General features: G+C 50.6%; 22 protein-coding genes. 5 read left to right on the top strand and 17 right to left on the bottom strand.

The window, feature by feature from the left end; translation table 11 throughout:
• The 13 genes from ACFSDB_RS16090 to ACFSDB_RS16030 all read right to left on the bottom strand — a co-directional run bounded on the left by ACFSDB_RS16090 (window position 1) and on the right by ACFSDB_RS16030 (window position 11310).
• Window positions 1–1011: a branched-chain amino acid ABC transporter permease gene (locus tag ACFSDB_RS16090; protein ID WP_204892800.1), complete on the bottom strand. Its 1011-nt coding sequence runs from the start codon at window positions 1009–1011 to the stop codon at window positions 1–3.
• Window positions 1012–1875 (bottom strand): branched-chain amino acid ABC transporter permease, encoded by an 864-nt coding sequence (locus ACFSDB_RS16085; RefSeq protein ID WP_204892801.1) that lies wholly within the window; start codon window positions 1873–1875, stop codon window positions 1012–1014.
• A 16-nt stretch (window positions 1876–1891) separates the two neighbouring features.
• Window positions 1892–3040 carry an acyl-CoA dehydrogenase family protein gene (locus ACFSDB_RS16080; RefSeq protein ID WP_204892802.1) on the bottom strand — a complete coding sequence of 383 codons (1149 nt, stop codon included), beginning with the start codon at window positions 3038–3040 and terminating at the stop codon, window positions 1892–1894.
• A 28-nt stretch (window positions 3041–3068) separates the two neighbouring features.
• Window positions 3069–3485 carry an acyl-CoA thioesterase gene (locus ACFSDB_RS16075; protein WP_204892803.1) on the bottom strand — a complete coding sequence of 139 codons (417 nt, stop codon included), beginning with the start codon at window positions 3483–3485 and terminating at the stop codon, window positions 3069–3071.
• Window positions 3486–3491: 6 nt separating this feature from the next.
• Window positions 3492–4670 (bottom strand): thiolase family protein, encoded by a 1179-nt coding sequence (locus tag ACFSDB_RS16070; RefSeq protein WP_204892804.1) that lies wholly within the window; start codon window positions 4668–4670, stop codon window positions 3492–3494.
• Between the two features lie 30 nt (window positions 4671–4700).
• Window positions 4701–5099: a MaoC/PaaZ C-terminal domain-containing protein gene (locus ACFSDB_RS16065; RefSeq protein WP_204892805.1), complete on the bottom strand. Its 399-nt coding sequence runs from the start codon at window positions 5097–5099 to the stop codon at window positions 4701–4703.
• Window positions 5096–5545, bottom strand: coding sequence for a MaoC family dehydratase N-terminal domain-containing protein (locus ACFSDB_RS16060; RefSeq protein ID WP_204892806.1), 450 nt, complete (start codon window positions 5543–5545; stop codon window positions 5096–5098). The genes ACFSDB_RS16065 and ACFSDB_RS16060 overlap by 4 nt, the downstream gene beginning before the upstream one ends.
• An 18-nt stretch (window positions 5546–5563) precedes the next feature.
• Entirely contained in the window at window positions 5564–6328 is a 765-nt protein-coding gene (gene fabG, locus ACFSDB_RS16055) for a 3-oxoacyl-ACP reductase FabG (RefSeq protein ID WP_204892807.1), read from the bottom strand.
• Between the two features lie 28 nt (window positions 6329–6356).
• Window positions 6357–7532 carry an acyl-CoA dehydrogenase family protein gene (locus tag ACFSDB_RS16050; RefSeq protein ID WP_204892808.1) on the bottom strand — a complete coding sequence of 392 codons (1176 nt, stop codon included), beginning with the start codon at window positions 7530–7532 and terminating at the stop codon, window positions 6357–6359.
• 20 nt (window positions 7533–7552) lie between these two features.
• The gene (locus tag ACFSDB_RS16045; protein WP_204892929.1) at window positions 7553–9130 is read right to left on the bottom strand and encodes a long-chain-fatty-acid--CoA ligase; all 1578 of its coding nucleotides are present in this window, start codon (window positions 9128–9130) and stop codon (window positions 7553–7555) included.
• A gap of 21 nt (window positions 9131–9151) precedes the next feature.
• Window positions 9152–9922: an SDR family oxidoreductase gene (locus ACFSDB_RS16040; RefSeq protein WP_204892809.1), complete on the bottom strand. Its 771-nt coding sequence runs from the start codon at window positions 9920–9922 to the stop codon at window positions 9152–9154.
• A 224-nt stretch (window positions 9923–10146) separates the two neighbouring features.
• Complete coding sequence (locus tag ACFSDB_RS16035; protein ID WP_204892810.1) at window positions 10147–10740, bottom strand: DUF4825 domain-containing protein; 594 nt, start codon at window positions 10738–10740, stop codon at window positions 10147–10149.
• Window positions 10741–10914: 174 nt separating this feature from the next.
• Complete coding sequence (locus ACFSDB_RS16030; protein ID WP_204892811.1) at window positions 10915–11310, bottom strand: PaaI family thioesterase; 396 nt, start codon at window positions 11308–11310, stop codon at window positions 10915–10917.
• Between the two features lie 324 nt (window positions 11311–11634).
• Between ACFSDB_RS16030 and ACFSDB_RS16025 the strand changes: the two genes are divergently transcribed.
• Window positions 11635–13107, top strand: a complete 1473-nt coding sequence (locus tag ACFSDB_RS16025; RefSeq protein WP_204892812.1) for a LysM peptidoglycan-binding domain-containing protein — start codon at window positions 11635–11637, stop codon at window positions 13105–13107.
• Between the two features lie 95 nt (window positions 13108–13202).
• Here the strand turns inward: ACFSDB_RS16025 and ACFSDB_RS16020 are convergent, their stop codons facing one another.
• Together ACFSDB_RS16020 and ACFSDB_RS16015 are read right to left on the bottom strand one after the other, a co-directional pair.
• Entirely contained in the window at window positions 13203–14105 is a 903-nt protein-coding gene (locus tag ACFSDB_RS16020) for an NAD(P)H-dependent flavin oxidoreductase (RefSeq protein WP_204892813.1), read from the bottom strand.
• Window positions 14106–14107: 2 nt separating this feature from the next.
• Window positions 14108–15616 carry a class I adenylate-forming enzyme family protein gene (locus ACFSDB_RS16015; RefSeq protein ID WP_204892814.1) on the bottom strand — a complete coding sequence of 503 codons (1509 nt, stop codon included), beginning with the start codon at window positions 15614–15616 and terminating at the stop codon, window positions 14108–14110.
• Between the two features lie 293 nt (window positions 15617–15909).
• On the opposite strand from ACFSDB_RS16015, the gene katA reads away from it, so the two are divergent.
• Entirely contained in the window at window positions 15910–17376 is a 1467-nt protein-coding gene (katA, locus tag ACFSDB_RS16010) for a catalase (protein WP_204892815.1), read from the top strand.
• 154 nt (window positions 17377–17530) lie between these two features.
• Here the strand turns inward: katA and ACFSDB_RS16005 are convergent, their stop codons facing one another.
• Window positions 17531–18934 carry a protoporphyrinogen oxidase gene (locus ACFSDB_RS16005; protein ID WP_204892816.1) on the bottom strand — a complete coding sequence of 468 codons (1404 nt, stop codon included), beginning with the start codon at window positions 18932–18934 and terminating at the stop codon, window positions 17531–17533.
• Window positions 18935–19091: 157 nt separating this feature from the next.
• Between ACFSDB_RS16005 and ACFSDB_RS16000 the strand changes: the two genes are divergently transcribed.
• A complete protein-coding gene (locus tag ACFSDB_RS16000) occupies window positions 19092–19652 on the top strand; it encodes a nitroreductase family protein (RefSeq protein ID WP_204892817.1) in 561 nt (186 codons plus the stop codon).
• 32 nt (window positions 19653–19684) lie between these two features.
• Here ACFSDB_RS16000 and coaW read toward each other — a convergent pair whose 3' ends face one another.
• Window positions 19685–20488, bottom strand: coding sequence for a type II pantothenate kinase (coaW, locus tag ACFSDB_RS15995; RefSeq protein ID WP_204892818.1), 804 nt, complete (start codon window positions 20486–20488; stop codon window positions 19685–19687).
• 177 nt (window positions 20489–20665) lie between these two features.
• Between coaW and ACFSDB_RS15990 the strand changes: the two genes are divergently transcribed.
• On the top strand, window positions 20666–21229 hold the full coding sequence (locus tag ACFSDB_RS15990) for a chloramphenicol phosphotransferase CPT family protein (protein ID WP_204892819.1): 564 nt from the start codon (window positions 20666–20668) through the stop codon (window positions 21227–21229).
• A gap of 219 nt (window positions 21230–21448) precedes the next feature.
• Entirely contained in the window at window positions 21449–22657 is a 1209-nt protein-coding gene (locus ACFSDB_RS15985; protein WP_204892820.1) for a metal-dependent hydrolase family protein, read from the top strand.
• Window positions 22658–22689: the final 32 nt, after the last annotated feature.

The raw sequence follows: 22689 nt of genomic DNA, 5'->3' as shown, positions 1-22689 counted from the left end.
TTATTTTTTCGTGGATTTCACTGGCACCGGATTGAAGTATTTATTCTCCCGCGGCAATTTCTTATGCTGGAGTTTCGCTTTGAATTTATAGAACCCGCCAACGATTCCGGTCGGAAAGAAAATGACCATGATGACAAGGATCGGCCCGAAAATCAGCAAATGGTATTCCTGGTAGCTTCGCAGGAATTGCTCAAGCCAGACAAACAGCATGGTGCCGACAATCGGGCCGGACAATGTGCCGATGCCGCCGACAATCAGGTACATCAGAAAGTTGAAGACCATGTTCGTGCTGGCGACGTCCGGACCGATAAAACGTGTGAGCGCCGCATATAAAGCTCCCGCCAGTCCCGCATAGGCGACTGATATGACAAACGATACGAGTTTGTTGAACCGGGTATTGATGCCGAGTGTCTGCGCAAGCTCTTCGCTGTTTCGGATGGCGATATAGGTTCTGCCGGTCAAGGAGCGGACGATCCGCACTGCTACGAAAATCGACAGCAGCAAAAATGCCAGCACCAGGTAATACATCGAGGTTGCTGACTCGAATGCCAGCGGCCCGATCGGGTCAGGCATCGGGATTCCGATGAGCCCGCGCACACCGCCGGTCAGCCCATCCCATTTGTCGATTAGCAGATAGATCAAGTAGCCGACGATCAATGTATAGATCGCAAAGAAATGCTCTTTTGTCCGCAGCGCAATCAAGCCGAGCACAAGTCCGGCCACACTAGTCAAAAGGACAGCTAACAAAAGGGCAAGCCAGAAGTTCATTTCATTTTTCGTGGTCAGAATGCCGAGCGTATATGCGCCGATTGCAAAAAAGCCGGCATGGGCAAGCGACAATTGGCCGGTGAAGCCGGCAATGATGTTCATTCCATAAACACTGATGGTAAAAATAAAGCCGATTGTCATGACGTGCAGCACGTAGCGGTTATCGGCATAGATCAGCGGAAACACCAAGGCGAAAATGATAAGGGCAATGATGACGGTACGCTGGGTGAGGATTTTTCCCATTTAATAGACCCCCTTCGCAAAGAGCCCTTTAGGCCGTACCGTCATAATGATGATCAGCAGAAGGAAAGCGATCATGTCCTTGTAATCGTTCGAAATATACGTCGCACCCATGCTTTCGGTCAGCCCAAGGAGAAGGCCGGCGATGATTGCGCCCGGAATGCTTCCCATGCCGCCGATGATGACGACGACGAACGCTTTCAAAATGACCAGATGCCCCATTGCCGGAAATACCAGGTTGATCGGAGAAGCAAGGGAGGCTGCGATGGCTGCGAGCGCGCCGGAAATGGCGAACGTCATCATCGCGACGGCATTAGCGTTGATGCCGACCAGGAATGCGCCTTCGCGGTTCTGGGCCATCGCCAGGATTGAAGCGCCAATCATGGTCTTTTTCAGGAACAGCGTCAACAGGAACACGACGACCACTGCGACCGCTATCACCAGCACACGCTGGCTGGTCATGGATACGCCCGCTATGGAAATGTTATTGCCGAAAGGCGTGATCATCCGCTGGTACTCGGTGCCCCAGATGAGCTGCACGAGCGCTTCGAAAAACAGCACAAGCCCGATGGCCGCGATTTTATCATGGATTGGCGGCGAATTCCGGAGCGGATGAAATACTAGGCGCTCCATTAGCACCCCGATCAGCGCCACCACAATGATGGAAATAAGAATCGCCACAAAATAATGGACGCCCATGCTTTGCATGGCAACGAGGGTGACATAGCCACCGATCAAGTACAGCGCGCCGTGGGCAAAGTTCGGGATGTGTAGAATCCCGAAAACGAGCGTCAATCCAATGGCGACAAGCGTGTAAACGCTTCCAAGAGTGAGTCCATTAAAAACTTGCTGAAGAAATAAATCCATGCTTTCCCCTCCTCACTTATGAATATTCCTTGTCCAGCCGGCCGGCAATGATATTCTTCTGAATTTCAGAAGTTCCCTCGTAGATACGGGCAATGCGGGCATCGCGGTAAAACCGCTCAATCGGATAATCAGCGATATAGCCGAGGCCGCCGTGGACTTGCACCGCTTTGTCGGCCACCCGGCTATAAGCTTCTGAGCCGAACAGCTTCAACATCGCCGCTTCTTTGATCACTTGGCGGCCTTCATCGACCAGCCAAGCCACCCGGTACACGAACGACCGCAGCACTTCCACGTCCACCGCCATTTCCGACAGCATATGGGCGACCGCTTGGTGTTCCATGATCGGCTTGTCGAATTGGATGCGTTCTTTGGCGTATTTCACAGACATATCAAGCAGTTTTTGGGAAGAGCCCAAATTTCGGGCTGCCAATCCTGCTCTGCCATTCGCCAAGATTTTCAACGCGTTGACATAGCCTTGCCCTTCTTCCCCAAGGACATTTCCAACAGGCACTTCGCAGTCTTCCATAATCACTTCAGCCGAATGGGACCCGCGCAGCCCCATTTTCTTTTCGACCGCGCCGACCCGAAAACCCGGAAACCCTTTCTCCACGATGAACGATGTAATGCCTTTCGCTCCTTTGGACGGATCTGTGACAGCCATAACCGTAAACACATCCGCCTTAGTCGCATTGGTGATGTAATGCTTGGTGCCGTTGAGAATATACTTATCGCCCTTTTTAACGGCCGTCGTTTTCAAATTTGTCGCTTGCGAACCTGCTTGCGGCTCGGTCAGCGCAAACGCGCCGATCCGGGCGCCGGATGCCATGTCCGGAAGATACAGGCGCTTTTGCCGTTCATCGCCCATTTCCACAATGCCGACGGTGCCGATGCCGGTATGGGCGCCGATCAGCGTCGTATAGCCATTATGGGTTGCGCCGATTTCCTCGTATAATGCGCATTTGCCCACCATATTGATGCCGAGTCCGCCATATTCCTCGGGGATGCTCAGTCCGAACAGCCCCATTTCCCTTGAGAGCCTGACGATGCGTTCGGGAATTTCATTGTCGTCTTCGATTTGCTGCGCCGCTGCCTCCACTTCGTTTTGGATAAAGTCCCGGACGCTGCGCCGGAGAGATTGAATGTCCTGATCCAGTGTAAAATCCATTGCGCCAGCCCTTTCTTTGTCCGACTTGTCAGGCAGGGATAAGAAATTCCTCCAGCGATTTGCGCAATCGGTCTGGAATCGGTTCGGTTTGCTGCTTTTGGTAATCGAAGCATACGATGGTCGCGCTTCCTGAAGCGATCTTTGTTCCGGATTCCGCTTCTGTCAATTCATGCACAAGCTTGAAGCTTTTGGAGCCGATCCGGTCGACGGTCGTCTTGACCAGCAGCGTCTGGCCGGCATAGGCCTGAGCCAGAAAATCACAAGCCGTCGAAGCGATGATAAAATCGATGTTCCCCCGGTTTTCCGCTCCGGTAAAGCCGATCGCCTGGAAGAACTTTGACCGGGCTTCTTCCATATAGAAGAAATAGCTGGTATTGCTGACATGGCCGCCGGCATCGGTTTCACAAAACCTTACATATACATTGATTTCCGGTTTTTCCTTCACGCTGCGTCATCCTTCCCGTTCGATGATTGTTGCAATGCCTTGCCCGCCGCCGATGCAGGCGGTGACCAGGGCATATCTGCCCCCGGAGCGTTCCAACTCATAGACCGCTTTCGTCAGCAGGATCGCTCCCGTTGCCCCGAGTGGATGGCCGAGTGCGATGGCCCCGCCGTTGATATTCACTTTGTCCATATCCATTCCGAGTTCCTTATCACAGGCAAGCACTTGCGAAGCAAATGCCTCATTGATTTCGATGACATCGATGTCATCCAAAGAAAGCCCGGCTTTCTCCAACACTTTCTGCGTGGCCGGCACCGGGCCGATCCCCATAATATTCGGGTCAACGCCTGCTACGGCATATGCACGGATTACACCCAGTGAAGCCAACCCCAGTTCCTCGGCTTTTTCCCTCGACATCAGCACTACGGCCGAGGCTGCATCATTCAAGCCTGAGCTGCTTCCGGCTGTTACCGTACCGCCTTCAAGAAACGCGGGTGCTAATTTGGCCAATGCCTCTTTTGTCGTCTGCGGGCGCGGGTGCTCATCTTTATCAAAGACAGTCGGCTCCCCTTTTCGGACTGGAATGGTAATCGGCACAATCTGCTCGTCAAACCGGCCTTCTTCCATGGCCTTTGCGGCCCGCTCCTGGCTTTGAAGCGCAAATGCGTCCTGTTCTTCACGGCTGATCTCATATTTCTCTGCCAGGTTTTCAGCAGTGATGCCCATTGGCGGATCTCCGATTTCTTTCGGTGCCAATTGGGATTTCCGGAATTTCGGCGGGGCGGCACTGTATGCTTTTTCCGGCCGTGCCATCAAATAAGGCGCCTGGCTCATGCTTTCCACTCCGCCAGCTATGTAAATATCCCCGTCGCCTGCTGCGATCGCCTGGGCCGCCAAGTTGACGGCGTTGATGCCCGACCCGCATTGGCGGTCTACAGTAAGCCCCGACAGATGCGTCCCAAGGCCTGTCTGCAAAGCAGTCAGCCGTGCTATATTCCCTCCTCCGCTCAGTACGTTGCCCAGGATGATATCATCCACCGATTCCGAATCCACTTTTGCACGCTTCAATGCTTCTTTTACCGCCTCTGCGCCGAAAACATGGGCCGGGACCGAAGCGAGTGCTCCGCCTTGTCGGCCGATTGCCGTCCTTACCGCTGAAACGATGACTGCGTCTCTGTTATTTGCCAATGTCCATTCCTCCTTTTCCGGGATGCGTTTTCAAAGAGAAAAAACGGCATCTCCTTTCAACACATCTTTTCCTTGCTGATTGACTGCCTGTACCGTGAATTTCACTTGCCCTTCCTGCCGGTCCGCTACTACGGCTTTCAAGGTGATGACGTCTCCGATGAACACCATGCCTTTGAATCGGATGGCATAATCCTGCAGAAACCCTTCCGTAAGGTGAGGGGTGAATAATTTTGCCAGGTTGCCCATCGTCCACATGCCGTGCGCGATAATGCCCGGGAGCCCTGCTCTTTCCGCTTCTGCGTCAATGGTGTGAATCGGGTTGAAATCACCTGAAGCCCCCGCATATTTAATCAAATCGAGGCGCGTAACGGGCGCCATTTCGATCTCGTCCAAAGCCTCTCCTACTCCAAGATCCACTATGCGTTTCATACCGGCATCTCCTTTCTGGCTGCTTCGTTGATGATGACGATCCGCTCTTCGGTGAAGAGCAATTCGCCTTCCGCATCTTCCCCGTATTTCGTCATGACCAAAAAGCCCATTTCGCCGAAGCCGCCGCTTTTTTCATAATAATCTTTGACTTCCATCCAGCAATACACATCTTCCCCGACAAATAGCGGTCGTGTGTAATGGTAGATCTGCTCGCCGTGGATCAAGCCTTTTGCCGGCAGTTTCAATTCCGGAATGGTCCCGGCGTCGAATGTCACGGGAAAGGTCGGCGGGGCGATATTCCGTCCAAATTTAGAATCCGCTCCCGCCTTTTCGTCGAGATATATGGGCGCCGGATCGCCGATTGCTTCCGCAAATTTCCGGACGGCTCCCCTTTCAATCGTATTTTTCATTTTCTTGGATCGTTTCCCAATGCTCGCTTTCAGCACAGCATTCGCCTCCCTCGGTCAATTTTTCGGTCCGCCCGCTACATACAGCACTTGCCCGCTGACAAACGATGAACGTTCATCTGCAAAAAACGCTACAGCATTAGCGATATCCGCCGGTCTGCCGCTCCGGTTGACCGGAATAGCAGATACACTCGCTTTGATCAGTTCTTCAAACGGAATGCCGATCCGTTCCGCTGTCGCTTTGGTCATATCCGTTTCAATAAACCCTGGCGCCACCGAGTTGGCGGTGATGCCGAACTTGCCGAGTTCAATCGCCAATGTCTTTGTAAACCCTTGAAGGCCGGACTTGGCGGTCGCGTAATTGGCCTGCCCGCGGTTGCCGAGCGCTGATGTTGAGGAAATATTGATAATGCGCCCGTATTTGTTCTGCGTCATGTATGTTTGGGCAGCACGGGTCGCATAGAATGCCCCTTTCAAGTGGACATCCATTACCGTCAGCCAATCATCATCCGTCATTTTGAACAGCATATTGTCACGGATCACGCCTGCATTGTTTACCAAGATATCAATAGAGCCGAATTTCTCAAAAACGTCTTTCATGGCTTCTTCGATTTGTTCTTTATCGGTAACACTCGCATTTTTGGTATAGACGGAATAGCCTTTCCCCTGGAATTCCGCTTCGGTTTCATTCAGCGCTTCCGCGTTGACGTCGATGATGGCGACATTCGCCCCTTCACTGGCAAACCGTTCGGCAATTTCCTTGCCGATTCCCCGACTTCCTCCGGTAACGAATGCGGTTCTTCCTTCAAAATTGTTTCCCATGTCAATGACTCCCTTTCATTCCTTGGATTTAGATGAATTGCCCGATTTTCACATGCCCTTTCAACAAGTTCCGTGAAATGATCATGCGCTGGATTTCGTCTGTACCGTCATAGATCCGCCAAAGCCGCGCTTCCCGGTACCAGCGTTCAATCGGCAGTTCGCGCGTATAGCCCATTCCGCCATGGATCTGCAACACGCGGTCCACGACGCGGTTGCCCATATTGGCTCCGTACAATTTTGCCATCGAAGCCAAATGGCGGTTGTCTTCCCCTTGGTCGAGGGTGAATGCCGCATTCAGCACCAGCCATTTCGCCGCCTCGATTTCCACCGCGGAATCGGCGATCGGCCATTGGATCGCTTGTCGTTCTGCAATCGGCTTGCCGAATGTCTTGCGCTCTTTCGAATAGTCGATGGCCATCTGCAGCAGGCGTTCCGCCATGCCGACTGCGCGTGCCCCTACCACCCAGCGTGCAAAGCCGATCCATTCCAACCCAAGGTTGTAGCCGCCGTTGACTTCGCCGAGAATATTCGCTTCCGGCACCCGCACATTGTCGAATACCAGTCCAGCCGGGCCCCATTCGCCCATCGTGTCGATGTATTCCGATTTCCAGCCCATGTCCCGATCAACGATAAAGCACGTCACGCCTTCACGTCCGGTTTTCGAATGCAGCTCTTTGTCCGTAATGGCAATGACCATCACGAAATCCGCTTCGTTGCCACCAGTGATGAACGTTTTTTCGCCGTTCAGCACCCATTCATCGCCGTCTTTGACAGCCGTCATTTTCAAGTTCTGCGTATCCGACCCTGCATCCGGTTCCGTCATAGCGAAGCATGATTTCTTTTCGCCGTTGATGGTCGGGATCAAGTATTTCTGCTTCTGCTCCTCATTGCCGTAATAAAGGATGTTGTCTGCCGATCCACCGAATGTAAACGGCACGAAGGTTTTCGACACTTCCATCAAAACGAGTGCCATCATCATCTGCCCCATATCCGCTCCACCATATTCTTCAGGGGTATTGATGCCCCAGAAACCGAATTCCCGCGCCCTTTGCTGCAGCTCTTTCATTTTCTCTTTCGAAATTCCCGGGCGCCCTTCGCGTTCATTTTTCAATACTTCATTCTCTAGCGGAATCAATTCCTTTTCTACAAATCTCCGGATTGTCTTACGGACCATTTCCTGTTCTTCAGTTAGACGCAAATGCATAATAGCTTCCCCATTTCTTTTTAAGTCTGTTTGGTGAAATGTTCTTTCAATGCGCGTTTCAATATCTTCCCGACTGTTGTCTTCGGCAGTTCATCTACAAAAACCACACCGTCCGGCACTTTGTATGCTGCAAGTTCCTTGCGGCAAAAAGCGATCAGTTCCTCTTCCGTCAGTTCTGCCCCTTCCTTCAGCACAATGGCTGCCCGGACAGTTTCGCCCCGGTAGGGATCCGGCATCCCGAACACGGCCGCCTCAAGGACGGCGGGATGCCGGTAAATCGCATTCTCCACTTCGATCGGGTAGACATTGAAGCCGCCCGCTAAAATCATCTCTTTTTTGCGGCCGGCGATGTAAAAGAAGCCGTCCTCATCCATCTTCGCTAAGTCCCCTGTGAACAGCCAGCCGTCGCGGATGGCCAGCGCGGTTTCTTCGGGTTTGTTCCAATAGCCCTTCATCACCTGCGGCCCTTTGATGACAAGCTCACCGACCCTGCCCGCCGGCAGCGTCTCCAAACCGGTCGCCACATCGACAATGCGGGCATCCGTGTTCGGTAAGGGAATTCCGATGCTGCCGTTTTTCTGCACCCCCTCGATCGGATTGCGGTGGGTCACCGGAGAAGCTTCCGAGAGACCGTAGCCTTCAGCGACTTTCGTGCCGCTGATTGCGTTGAACTTTTCGATGACTTCAAGCGGCAAAGGCGCCGATCCGCTGGTGCACGTAGACAAGCAGCTTAAATCGAATCTTTTCGTCTTGTAATAATTCAGCAAGGCGATGTACATGGTCGGGACACCCGGAAAGGCCGTCGGCTTGGTCGCTTCAATCAGCTCAACAACTTGCGCCACTTCAAATTTTGGGACGAGGATCAAATTCCCTCCATTGAAGAATGTCACCGACATCCCGCTTGTCATGCCATACACATGGAAGAGTGGGGAGATTGTCAGCACCCGCTCTTCGCCGCGCCGGGTTTTCACATGCCCCGTTGCAGCACTCTGCACCGTATTGGCGGCGATGTTGTAATGGGTGAGCATGGCGCCTTTAGGCAGCCCTGTCGTTCCGCCGGTATACTGCAGGACCGCCACATCTTCCCTCGGATTGATTGCGGGTTCGGGCATCTCCTGTAGAAGTTCTTCTTGGACGAAATCATCTTCCAATCCTACTGCGAGGACTTCCTCTACCGGCGTCTTGTCTTTGATGCTGTCAAAAAGCGGCAGCAGCCGGTCCAGGATAATTAGCACTTTCGTTTCGGAATCATTTAGAATATGCAACAGTTCCGCTGGCTGGAACATCGGATTCAGCTGGACGACTGTCGCTCCGCAGGCAAGGGCGCCATAAAAGCTGACCGGATATTGCGGGCAATTCGGCAGCATGATCGCCACCCGGTCCCCTTTCCGAACCCCTTTGGCATGGAGCAGACGAGCTGCACGATCAATCCGGTCCGCCAGCTCGCTATATGTATATGTGTTCTGAAAAAATGTCACTGCCGTATGGTTAGGATATTGCCGGGCCGATTGCCGGTAAAATTCCGCCATTGGAATTTCCGGGATCTGCACTTCTTTCGGATTCCCCGGTACTACATGCTGCAGCCATGGCCTTTCCATCATTTTTCCACCCTCCTCCTTCTAAAGTGAACTTCCCCCGTCTACCGCGATGACTTGCCCGGTAACGTAATCGCTGGCCGCTCCGGCAAGAAAAAGGGCAACTCCTTGAAGGGATTTCGTATCCCCCAGCTTTTTCATCGGGTTATTATGGACGATTTTCTCGGCATTCCGGGCAATGACATGCTTGGTCATTTTCGTTTCGAAAAATCCCGGCGCAATGGCATTGACGTAAAGCCCGTGCCCTGCCCATTTGCGGGCAAGGTCTTTCGTGAAATGGTGAACCGCCGCTTTGCTGGTGCTGTAGCCGATGGCATTGAGCACTTCCGGCGGCTCCGCCCGGATGCCTGCAACGGACCCGATATTGATGATTTTGCCGTAGCCGTTTTCGATCATGTGATTGCCGACTGCCTTGGACATGAGAAACGTGCCCGTGACGTTGACATTCAAGACTTTCTGCCAGGCAGCGAGCGGCATGTCCTGCACATATTCTCCCCATGTCGCACCGCTGTTATTGACTAGGATGTCGATTTTTCCGAAATCCTGAAGTGCGCGTTCTACGGTTTGTGTGATCTGCTCTTCGCTGCTGACATCGCACGAATAGGCTTTCGCTTTGACTCCATAAGTTTTTTCAATCCAATCAGCTGTTTCCTGGCAATTCTCCACTTTCCGCGAGCAGACAGCGATATCTGCGCCGTATTCCGCAAATGCCTCAGCAATGGATCGCCCAAGCCCGCTGCCGCCTCCCGTAACGAGCGCCGTCCGGCCGCTCAAATCAAACAATGCTTTCTCCACTTCTCATCCCTCCGTTTTATACTGAACGTTCGGTATGTAAATACTAAACGACCGGTATGTTATTGGTAAAAATTTATCCAGCTTCTTCATGAAAGCCGGATGTAAGCGCTTTATCTAGTCTTGAAAATTAGTATAACCTACCGTTTCCCAATTTTTCAATAAAGATTTTATTTTTTCTGATAATTTAATTCTCAAAAAAACAAGCCAGCTGGTTAGCGGCTTGTTCATCTCGAAGTATAAGCGATCGGATGGGCAAGGAAAAACTTGTTACGGGAAACATCTGCACTGGTCCATTCTTCAATTTCCGCTTCATGGGCATGAATGAATTCCGCAATCGCCGCTTCCCCATTCGCAGCTTCGCCTGGTGGGAACGCCGGAAATCTTTCCGCTAACGCCGCTAACATCTCTTCCCGCTCGATGCTGAACGAAAAATCTTCAATAGCCAGAACATACTTGTCGGAGTTCGGAACAAGAAGTGTCAGGTACACTGCATTGTAAAAAAAGTTTTTTTCCATGGCGTCATTCTCATCAAACCAAAACGCAAAGATCTCTTCTTGAGGGAGCGAATCTTTTTTTGCGCCATACGAAACTTTTATTTTTTCACCGCGCAAATCGAGCTCTTTCATCGTTTCTGCTCCCGGCAGCAATTGGACAATCTCAATCACTTTGGAATTGTCTCCTACTTGTGTGCCGGCAAGTTCCGAGAATGCTTCCGCATTCGTGTCCCCGATTTTCCTGATTTCCCCTGTCGCTTCCGCTGAACAGGCCGCCATCAGCAAAATTCCCACTAAAAGAATTCCGTAGACCAGCTTTTTCATCGTCTCCCTCCTTCTCAAATTTCTTCGGTACTTATTTGTACGTTTACATCGCCAAAAAGTTCCTGAAAATTCCATAAAAAACCTCCCGCCTTTTTTGGGGAAAGGCGGGAGGTTCTATAGAACTATTGGTAAGCAGGGGAAAAGCAGAAGTTTCCTGCAGTTCTTCCGAAGGTTTTAACGGCTTCGTTTGACGATAGCTACGGTACATCTTGAAACACAGATCAGCTTTTCCTCTTCGTCTGTGATTTTAATGTCCCATACCATCGTACTGCGCCCTTGGTGCAAAGGTGTCCCAGTCGCCGTCACAACGCCCGACGCTTTGCCTCTGATGTGATTGGCATTGATTTCGAGTCCGACGGCTATTTCTTTGTCTTGATCGATCCCTTGCCAGGTCCCGACGCTCGCCACTGATTCCGCCAAAACCACTGACGCGCCGCCATGCAGCAAGCCGAACGGCTGGTGTGTTGACGAATTGACCGGCATTGTCGCCACTACCCGATTCGCACTTGTTTCCAAAAATTCAATCCCTAAAGTCCCGATAATCGTTTCTTCTTTTGATTTCATTTCCATGCAGAAGCTCCTCCTTTGTAATTCACCTTCACATACCATTCAGTATGTCCATTGCCTGGAACTTTTTCAACTTTATTTTACTGTTTGTTGAAAACAGTGTTTCCCACAGTTGCCATCTTTCCTCACTAAAATTCCCCTTCACCATATTCAGTTCTTTTTTACATTAATTACAATTAAACCAATTCACTACACTTTGTAACACAATTGTAATATTAAATCATATTGCCTATTCTTTTTAATGCATATACAATTAAATAAGCATAAAAATGTCAGTATTTTCTTACTATTTTTTTAGTAAATTCTACAATGAGATGAGGATAAATGATGAAGAAAATGGCTTTTTCGGTACTTGCAACGGGTTCTTTGGCACTGCTTTTAAATGTTACAGATGCAGAAGCAAGCTCATACACGGCAAAACCTGGTGACAGCCTTTGGAAAATCGCTTCATCCAATAAAATTTCTGTAGCGGATCTGAAAAAATGGAACGGCTTAAAATCCGATACCCTCTACGCCAACCAAGTGCTGAAACTGGTACCGCCTCAAGCAGCCAAACCGGCAGCCAAAAGCGCTAAGCCGGCACAAGCGCCTGCCGCTAGTTCCACAACATATACCGTGAAAGCCGGCGATACGCTTTCACGCATTGCCCTCTTACATAAAACATCTGTCGGGGAAATCCAGAAATTGAACAATATGGCGACACCCCATATTTTTGCCGGCCAGCAATTAAAAGTCGGAGGGACTGCTCCTGCAGCTGCTGCAAAACCGGCTGCCAAGCAGGCACCGGCTTCTGTCGCTGCCCCTACTACTTATAAAGTCGCAAAAGGCGATACTGTCTCGGGCATCGCGGCACGCCACGGCATCACCGCTGCCCAGCTGATGAGCTGGAACAGCCTTGCCAACGCCAATATCCGGGTCGGCCAAGTTCTGAAAGTAAAAGCTCCTGCAGCAACCCCGGCTAAAACGGCACCGGCTGCGAAACCGGTCCCTGCTTCCGCTCCTGCACAAGCAGCCAAATCCTATAAAGTTGCTAAAGGGGATACTTTATCAAGCATTGCACAGCGCAACGGAACGACGCTTGCCCAGTTGATGAGCTGGAACAGCTTGTCCTCTGCGAATATTTATGTCGGCCAAATCCTGATTGTCAAAACGGCAGCAGCCGCTCCAGCCAAGCCTGCACCAGCAGCTAAACCGGCACCTGTTCCAGCGTCTTCTCCAATCCAGGCAAATGGCAGCTACCAGGTTGTAAAAGGCGATACATTATCCGGAATCGCAGTGCGGCACGGCATCTCCATGACCCAATTGATGAATTGGAACAACTTGACTTCGACGAATATCCGGGTCGGCCAAGTTCTGAAAGTCCAAAACACGGCGGTTGCTCCTCAATCACCGGCGGCACCCGTTTCTGCGCCGGCCTCAACAGGCAAAGGTACGGCAGGGGAAGTCGTCTCGCTCGGCCTTTCCCTCGTTGGCACGCCGTATGTCTGGGGCGGATCGTCCATCAACGGATTCGACTGCAGCGGCTACATTTATTACGTATACAACCAGGCGGGGGTGCAAGTTTCCCGCACCGATACAGTCGGGTTCGAAGCCCGTTCTTATGACGTCGAGACTCCTCAAGTAGGGGATTTGGTGTTCTTCTCCAACACTTATAAAGCCGGAATCTCTCATATGGGCATCTATATCGGCGACAATAAATTCGTCCATGCCGGCGGCACCCAAGTTCAGATCACCAGCTTGGACGACGTCTACTGGGGCAAACATTTTGACGGATTCAAGCGCCTTTACACTATGAATTGACTAACACCCCTGTGGCTCTTTTGAGCAGCAGGGGGTTTTTCACACAAAAAGGCGGCGCCGGTTCACCGGCGCCGCCTTTTTGTTGTTCATCTTTATTATTTTTTGGAATTGAGTTCTGCCAGGCTTGATTCATATTCAGCAACAAGCGTGTCCACGATTTCCTTCGTCGTCTCCCTTTTCGTCACCGTCGTGACGCCATGGCCGGCTGACCAGATATCGCGCCATGCCTTTGCATTGACCAAGTGGGAGAGGTCTACTTCCGATTTCGGCTTCAAGCCGGCCGGGTCGATGCCCTGCCTGATGAGGCTCGGAACGAGCACATTGACCGGCACCCCGCTGAATGAATCGGTATAAAGCACGTCTTCGACGGTCGAATCGATGACCATCTGCTTGTATTCTTCCGGAGCGCTGCTTTCTTCCGCTGCCAGGAAACGGGTGCCCATATAGGCATAATCCGCCCCCATAAGGCGCGCAGCCGCAATATCCGCCCCAGTCGACAGCGCACCTGACAGGATCAGGGTGCCATCGTAGAACTTCTTCACCGCTGCGATAAAAGCGAACGGATTGAGCGTCCCGCCGTGCCCCCCTGCTCCTGCACATACCAGAATCAGGCCATCCACGCCGCTTTCGGCGGCTTTTTTCGCATGGCGGACATTCGCCACATCCGAATACACCAATCCCCCATAAGCATGGACAATTTCCAGGATGGCCGCCGGGGAGCCAAGCGACGTAATCACGATCGGCGGTTCGTATTGGCGGATCAATTCGACGTCTTCGCCGTATCGTTTGTTCGATCCCTTGTGGCTGATGAAGTTGACAGCCCACGGGATGTCTCCAAGCGCCGCTTTTATTTCTTGGAGCCATTCGGCGCAGGTTTCCGCTGGCCGTGCATTCAGCAGCGGAAACGATCCGATGACTCCCGCCTTTCCGGATTCAATGACCAATTCCGGCGTCGAAACGAGAAACATCGGCGACACAATCAAAGGCAATTTCAGCATGGTCAATTTCCTCCTGCTTCCTGAGCTGTTGTGCGTAAGGTGTGCTTCAGTACTTTGCCGGATGCGTTCCGCGGCAATTCGTCCATAAATTCGACTTCTAGCGGCACTTTGTATTTTGCCAGCTGCGTCGCACAATAATCGCGGATTTCCTCTTCCGTGGCCGACTGCCCTTCTTTCACGACCACATACGCTTTCGGGACTTCCCCGTAAACTTCATGCGGGACGCCGACCACAGCCGCTTCCAATAATTGCGGAATCTGGTACAGCACCTCTTCGACTTCCACCGGATAGACATTCTCGCCGCCGCGGATGATCATGTCCTTTTTCCGGTCCACGATATACAACAAGCCGTCTTCATCGAACTTCCCAAGGTCGCCGCTGTAGAGCCACCCGTTCTTGATTGCTTGGCGCGTGGCTTCTTCATTTCGCAAATAGCCCTTCATCACCTGGGGACCTTTGACGACGATTTCGCCGACTTGGCCCACCGGAAGCGGATCGCCGAATTCGTCGACCACCCGGATTTCCGTCTGCGGCAGCACTTCACCGACAGACCCGATTTTATCGAGCGCAAAATGGTCTTTCAAGGAAGAGGCGGCCGGTGCATTCTCCGTCTGGCCATAGCAATTCTGCACTTTTACATCCGGGAAAGTTTCCTTCAATTGCTTGACGAGTTCGTAAGGCATCGGCGCTGCCCCATAGCAGAACAGCCGCAAGGAAGATAATTCAGCGTTTTTGATGTCCGGCCGGTTCAGCAGGATGCTGTACATCGCCGGGACGCCGAAGAACATCGTCGGCCGGGACGACTTCAGCATGCCAAGCGTCTGATCGGGCGAAAATGCTTCTTCAATGACAATGGAACCGCCTTTATTGGTGACGGGCACCACGAAGACATGGCTGGCCGCGCAATGGAACAAGGGCGTCGAGACCAACATACGATCGTCGCCGCTGATGTCCATCGCTTCTGCCCAGATGTCGGCCGTCGAACCGATATTGCCGTTCGTCAGCATGACGCCTTTCGGTTTGCCGGTGGTGCCGGATGTATACATAACCACGGCCGTATCGTCTGATTGCAAAGGGACCGGCTTGAATTGCAGTGCGGTGTCGGCGATCACTTGGCCGAGCGTATCGTCCCTGCCGATTGTCAGCACATCTTCAAAGTGATGCGAGGTGTTTCGGATGACCTCTTCGATCCGGACATCATAGATCAGCGCTCTTGCTTGGGAGTTGGAGAAGATATATTCCACTTCAGGCGCTGCAAGCTTCGTGTTGACCGGCATCGCCGTAAAGCCGCCCAGCTGGATGCCAAAATAGCTGATCAGGAAAACATCGGAGTTCAGGGCATACAATGCAATGATGTCACCTTTCTGATAATTTTTCTGCTGGAAAAAAGCTGCGACGCGCTTCGCCTTTTCGTAGAACTCCCCGTACGTCGTGTCCCTGTCCTGATAGCTGATGAACACTTTTTCCGGCTGGAACGCCGCAAATTCTGCAATGCTTTCTGTAATGAACATTTCTTCATCCCCCTTGTTGGTTACTCCACACACTTTAACCTTTTCAAAAGATTTATTTTTCTGAAAATTAATGCTTAATTCCAATACTAGCGATTTCGATTTTATTTTGCAATATCTTTTTGCCTCTTTGAAATAAGCGGGAAAGGAAGGAAAAAAGAAAGAAATTCCAGCATTGCAAAGAAGGGTCCCTCTTTATTTATAATGATTATCATTAAGAATTGATTTTAATTTGATTAATGTTATTATTAAGGAGTAGCGTTTCATAAAAAATCGAGAATGAGGTGTTCGAAATCATGAGTACAGACAAAAGAGCTCTAACAACCAGCTGGGGTGCCCCGGTCGGAGACAACCAAAACTCACAAACTGCCGGACAACGTGGACCGGTCCTATTGCAGGACGTCCACCTGTTGGAAAAACTGGCGCATTTCAACCGCGAGCGTGTTCCTGAGCGTGTCGTCCACGCAAAAGGCGCAGGCGCACACGGCTATTTTGAAGTGACGAATGATGTAACCCAATATACGAAAGCCGCTTTCTTGTCCGAAGTCGGAAAGAAAACGGATATGTTTGCCCGCTTTTCTACTGTAGCCGGTGAGAACGGTTCTGCAGATACTGTCCGCGATCCGCGTGGATTCGCCTTGAAATTCTATACAGAAGAAGGAAACTATGATCTAGTCGGAAACAACACGCCGATCTTCTTCATTCAGGATGCCATCAAATTCCCGGACTTTATCCATACGCAAAAGCGCGATCCAAAAACACATTTGAAGAACCCTAACGCTGTATGGGACTTCTGGTCATTGTCGCCAGAATCATTGCACCAAGTTACATACTTGATGGGCGACCGGGGAATCCCTGCAACATTGCGCCATATGCACGGATTCGGCAGCCATACATTCAAATGGACAAACGCAGAAGGCGTATCCCATTGGGTGAAATACCATATGCTGACGGAACAAGGCATCAAAAACGTTACACAGGACGTAGCAGATAAAATTGCTGGCGAAAATCCGGATTTCCATACAGAAGACCTTTTCAATGCGATTGAAGAAGGCGACTTCCCTGCTTGGAAAATGTACGTTCAAATCATGCCATTGGAAGATGCAAACACCTACCGCTTCGACCCATTCGATGTAACCAAAACTTGGTCGCACAAAGATTACCCATTGATCGAAGTGGGCCGCATGGTCTTGAACCGCAATCCTGAAAACTATTTCGCAGAAGTTGAACAGGCGACATTCTCACCTGGCACATTGGTTCCTGGCATCGATGTATCACCGGACAAAATGCTTCAGGGCCGTTTGTTCGCATACCATGATGCACACCGTTACCGCGTAGGCGCCAACCACCAGATGCTGCCGATCAACGCGCCGAAAAACCAGGTGAACAACTACCAGCGCGACGGCCAAATGAACTTCGGTTCAAACGGCGGCGGTTCTGTCTACTACGAGCCGAACAGCTTCGGCGGCCCTGCTGAATCAGCAGCCGCTAAACCAGCTCCGCTCCAAGTTTCGGGCGCTACTGATTCTGTGCCTTATTTCAAAGAAGATTATTACACGCAGCCAGGCGACCTTTACCGCCTGCAGACGCCGGAAGAACAGGATCGCTTAGTGGCAACTTTCACTGGCGGCTTGAGCGCAGTTACCCATGAACACATCCAACTTCGCATGATCGATCATTTATACAAAGTGGATGCTGATCTTGGAACACGCGTTGCTGAAGGTTTAGGCCTTGCAGTACCGAGTCTTGCTGAAACTCTATAATCAATTAGCTCTTAAATTCTCAATTAGCCGCCATTTCTCTGGAAATGGCGGCTTTTTATATAGGTTCTGAGAAAAGGGTTATTATATTTTGATATTGTTTTTATTGCAAAAGAATAGGAGAGAAAATTAAAAGAGAAGAGCTAATGCCCTTCTCTTATTTCTGTTCTTCATCCAATATTTTGCGGCTGATCTTTTCTGCCACATCTTTTCCATTCTGGATGCAGGCGCCGATGCCGACGCCGTAAAACGATGAGCCGGCGAGCAGGACGCCCGGAACAAGCTTGGCCATTTTTTCTTCGAGAGCCGTGACTGCGGATTTATGTCCCATATGGTAATTCGGCATCAGCCCTTTCCAGCCAGTCACTTCTACAGACACAGGTTCTGCCTGGATGCCAAGGCTTTTCCGAATGTCTTCCAAAGCGGCTTCCGCCAATTCCGTTTCCGATAATCCAGCCAGCTTTTCATATGCCGGATTCGAACTTTTGTAAAATAAGCGGACCAGCAGCCGCCCGTTGCCTGATGTATGATTCCATTTGCGGCTGGTCCAAGTGCAAGCGTTGCATTGAATGTCGCTGTTTTGGGAAACAATGAACCCGGTGCCATCGGCTGGCAATTCCTCGTCCGGCACATCAAAACCAAGATAAACGCTGATCAGAGAGGAGTTCATCAATCCATTGAATGCCTCATCCAACTCCGTTTGGCCAAGCAGTTTCTGCGCCGCTTCATGAGGCGTCGCCAAGACGACATAATCTGCTTTGATGGTTTCTCCACTTGCCAGGCTAATCCGGTAGCCCGCATCTTCTTTGGCAACCGCCAGTGTTTCCTTGCCTTTTAGAATCGCTGTATCTTCTAATGTTTCTTCCAACCGATCGATCAACACGGCCATGCCTTCATCGAATGAAATGAATTTTTTATTGGCAGCGCCTTGGAAATGTGCCTTGTTCGCTTCAAAGCCTTTCATGATGCTGCCGTATTTATTTTTGTAGTCCACCAAATAAGGCAAAGTCGACGCCAAGGTCAACTCATCCAAGCTACCGGAGTAAACACCGGAAAGCACTGGAGCGATCTGGTTGTCCACCAGCTCTTCGCCGAGGAACGCTTTTAGGAACTCGCCGATCGAGCTGTCCCGGGTAAACGAGTTGTTCGGCGTCTCAAAATCTTTTAAGGCTTCTCTCTTTCCCGCTTCCGAAACGAGCGTCGAACTGAACAGCGCTTCTTCGTCCATCGGAATGCCGAATACGGTATCTGCCGGAATAGCATGGAGCTTATTGTTCGCGTATAGATAAGAAATGCCCGTGCCGTTATAGACGACCCGCTCCTGCAGCCCCAACTCTTCGATAAGCGGCATGACGCTGGCATGGCGGGCGACAATCGAATCTGCGCCTGTTTCCAAGATAAAGTCTCCGTCTTTTATTGTGCGGATTTTGCCGCCGAGCCGCTCGTCCCGTTCTATCAACACCAGCTCTAAGCCGAGCCTCTGTTCCTTGTTCACTTTTTCGAGATAATGCATCGCCGATAAGCCCGTTATGCCGCCGCCGATTACTGCCACTGTAGCCATTTGCCATCCACTCCTTATTATTGCCTCCATTTTATCACTGAATCCGTGCCTCTCCAGGAAAGTTTTTGTCAGTTTTGCTACTCTTTCATTGCGTTTCAGCGCTTGTACTGGTTTGATTAAGATAGACGCTTTGACTGAAATAAAGGAGGAAACACGAATGCTGAACGCTATCGATCAAAACATTATGGGCCGCCGGACAATCAAGAAATTCAAATCCGACCCTATCCATACGGAAGAAATCATCGATTTGCTGAATGTCGCCAAATGGGCGCCGAACCATACGGTAAATGAACCTTGGCGTTTTCAATTGTACACAGGAGCAGGAAAAGAGAAATTTGTCCAAGCCTTCCTTTCCGCTATGACGCTAGGGGATGGTTCTATTCCGCAAAAAGCGTTGAACAAAGCCCAGTACTTCCGGGACATCCCGGTGCATTTAGTGGCCATTATGCCGGAAGACCCGCGCCAGCGCCGCTGGGATGAAGATTACGGAGCGATTTCTTCGCTTCTGCAAAACTTCCAGCTGGCCGCTTGGGAGCGGGGAATCGGCATGATTTGGCGCTCGAATGACTGGATCTACAATCCCGTATTCCGGGAAGCGATCGGTGTTGCACCGGGCGAGAAAATTGTAGCGACCATGATGATCGGCTATCCGCAGCATGTACCCGAAAAACGCGAGCGCACGGATATCCGCGAGAAGCTGCAGATTATCAGTGAATAAAGAAAGAAGATGGCGCATTTGCCATCTTCTTTTTAATGCAAACTAATCATCGCGCCAACCGCACCTGAAAATTCCCCGTTTTCCAGAAACAGCGGAGTCGAACCCCTTAAAATGGTGTAGCTTTCCACCACTTCTTTCAATAAGGAGTTGCCGATAAACGATGAACCGATATAAATGATGGTGGAACTTCTGCAGTGGCGTGCCGCTTGGACGCTAATCGTGCTGACCGTTTCTCCAACAAGGCCAATTACTGTGGCCAACAGCTCTTCTTTGGACAAATCGCCTGATACCGAGAAGAGGTTCTGCCCGAAATTGCTCGCCGTCAGTTCGCCTGATATCGGCGGTTCTTTCCCTTCATATATATGTTTCACTTTCAAATCGATCCGTTCGCGGGAACCTTGGCTTGCCAAGCGGACAATTTCATCGAAATCCGTCAGTCCCGTCAGCAAATGGCTCAAGCCGATCAATGTTCCCCCGCCGATGCCCGTACCTCCCAGGCGCTCCTGCATATTGCCCTGAATGCAATGGATGGAAGTTCCAGTTCCTACATTGGTCACCAAATAAGCGTCATCGCTGCGCCCCATTTGGACCAGTAAAAACTGCACTCCTAAACGCGTTGCTTCGAATTCGACCATTTCACCGACGCTTTCGGCCAAAAAAGACTTTAAAACGCCCGATTTGCCTCCGGTCACACAAACTTCCGCATCTTTCAACCCATTAATCCATTCAGCCACCCGTTCGATTTCTGCAATCGGGTATTTAGCAAAACGGATACCGCTGTCTTCTGAATAAGCTACTTTGACCAGCGTTCCGCCCGCATCAATTCCAACTCTCATCTCGCACCTGCACTTTCTGAAAACATTGCTTGTTTTTGCACATCTGAAGAAATTCTACCATATTAAGCTAAGCGGAGGAATTTTTTTGCCAAGTTCCGTGAAATTCAATTACCCTCTACCCGCTTCTAAAAAATTCGACTATGATAAAACTAACACTGATTTACGGGGGATGAAAAAGTGGAAAAAGGCACAATCATTTTACTAAACGGTGCTTCAAGCGCTGGGAAATCGACTTTGGCTAGAGAATTCGTCAAGCACATGCCAGAGTTTTTTGCCTTAAGCATAGACGACTTTGATCTGGTGATTGAAAAAATGGAAGACCGGGAACAAGGGCATTTAATTCCTGTTTCCACTGAACATTATTTCCATCGCACCATAGCGATGTTTTCCGATAGCGGCGTTAATTTAATTGCCGACCAGATTTGGCACGATGTCCCAACAATAAAAGATTGCATAACTGTTCTCCAAGATTATCCTGTGCTGTTCACCGGAGTGCATTGCCCGACTGACGCCATCGAGCAAAGGGAAAAAGCGCGCGGAGACCGGCGGGTCGGCCAAGCGAAAGCGCAGCTTGGTTTTGTTCATCAACAACAGGAAATTTACGATGTTGAAGTGGACACCCATAGAGACAGCATAGAAACGTGTGTTCAACTGATCCAAGCCGCACTCCTTAAACAAGAAGAAACGCGCGGATGGGCACAGACGATCGAATCTTTCCAGAACTCCTGTGCTTCCTCTTAAGCACCTGAAACTAAAAATAAGTTGCCTGGAATACCAAATGCCAGCAACTTGTTTTTTTGTTTCTTAAGATCACTAAACGATTTCTCCATTTTTATAAAATAATATCTTATCGAAATTTTACAGAAGAGCAGTTAGTTGATTTTGCGGATTTTCCTCTATAGGCTAGTATTTAGAAAGAATAGAATTCTGAACATTTGAACTAGTAAAGGAGGAATTGTTTTGTCTCTAAAAATAGAAAATGTTACGCTCTACACAGGAAAAGGCGAAAAGCTGTCCCAGTCGGCCCTCGTCATCGAAGGAAATAAAATCACCGCAATCGGTGAAGAGGCAGCCGCGAAAAATGCGGCCACTGTCATCGACGGCCGGGGAAAAACTATTTTGCCTGGCTTTTTCGATATGCACATCCATCTCGGCATGGACGGCATTGCCGATCCATTCGCCCAAATTGCCACAGACAGCCAAGCCACTTCTGCATACCGCCATCAGGCGAATGCCCAAAAGCAATTGGAGTCAGGCGTTACCAGTGTCCGCAACCTGGGCTCCAAATGGCATATTGACCTGGCTTATCGTGATGCAGTAAATAGCGGTCTGTTGGCGGGCCCTACCGTCTATGGTTCTGGCCAGCCGATTGTGATGACCGGCGGCCACGGCTATCCTCTGGCTACAGAAGCGGACGGAGAAGATGAAATACGGAAAGCCGCAAGGCAAACTTTAAAGCAGGGAGCCGATGTCTTGAAGCTTATGGCAACTGGCGGCGTCATGACGCCGGGAGTAGACCCAGGCTCTCCTCAATTATCCGAGAAAGAAATGCGGGCGGCTGTGGAAGAGGCGCTCCACGCAGGCAAGACCACTGCTTCACATGCGCAAGGCACTGCCGGCATCCAAAATGCAGTGCGCGCAGGAATCACGACGATTGAACACGGCATTTTCCTGGACGATGAAACGATTGAACTAATGATTCAATATGGCACCGTCCTGGTTCCAACTCTTGCTGCTCCGTATTATATTGTGAAAAATGCGGATTCCGGGGCGATCCCTCCGCATGCTGTTAAAAAAGCAGCCTACTGCTATGAAGTCCATGGAGAAAGCTTTCGGAAAGCCGTTGAAGCGGGCGTGAAAATTGCAGCCGGCACCGATGCCGGCACACCGTTCAATCTCCACGGCGACTTTGCGAAGGAACTGGAATTGATGCACGAAGGCGGAATGAACGTCCGCGATATCATCGCTTCCGCTACTTATAGCGCGGCTTCTGTATTGAATGTGCAAAATGAAACGGGTTCATTGGAAAAAGGGAAAATTGCCGATTTCATCATGTTGAACGAAGATCCAGAAGAAAACATTTCTGCTTTTCGTGCAGTTAAAGCCGTTTATAAAGGTGGAGAGTTGGTCCACGAAAGCTTAGGCAAAGAAACAAACAGCGCAACTTAACATAAAAAAATATACCGCCTTCCTGACATAGG

This window comes from Planococcus chinensis (genome assembly GCF_042681545.1).
GTDB lineage: Bacteria > Bacillota > Bacilli > Bacillales_A > Planococcaceae > Planococcus > Planococcus chinensis.
The sequence above is the reverse complement of the archived record's forward strand: the minus strand, read 5'-3'. Positions and strand labels throughout refer to the sequence as shown.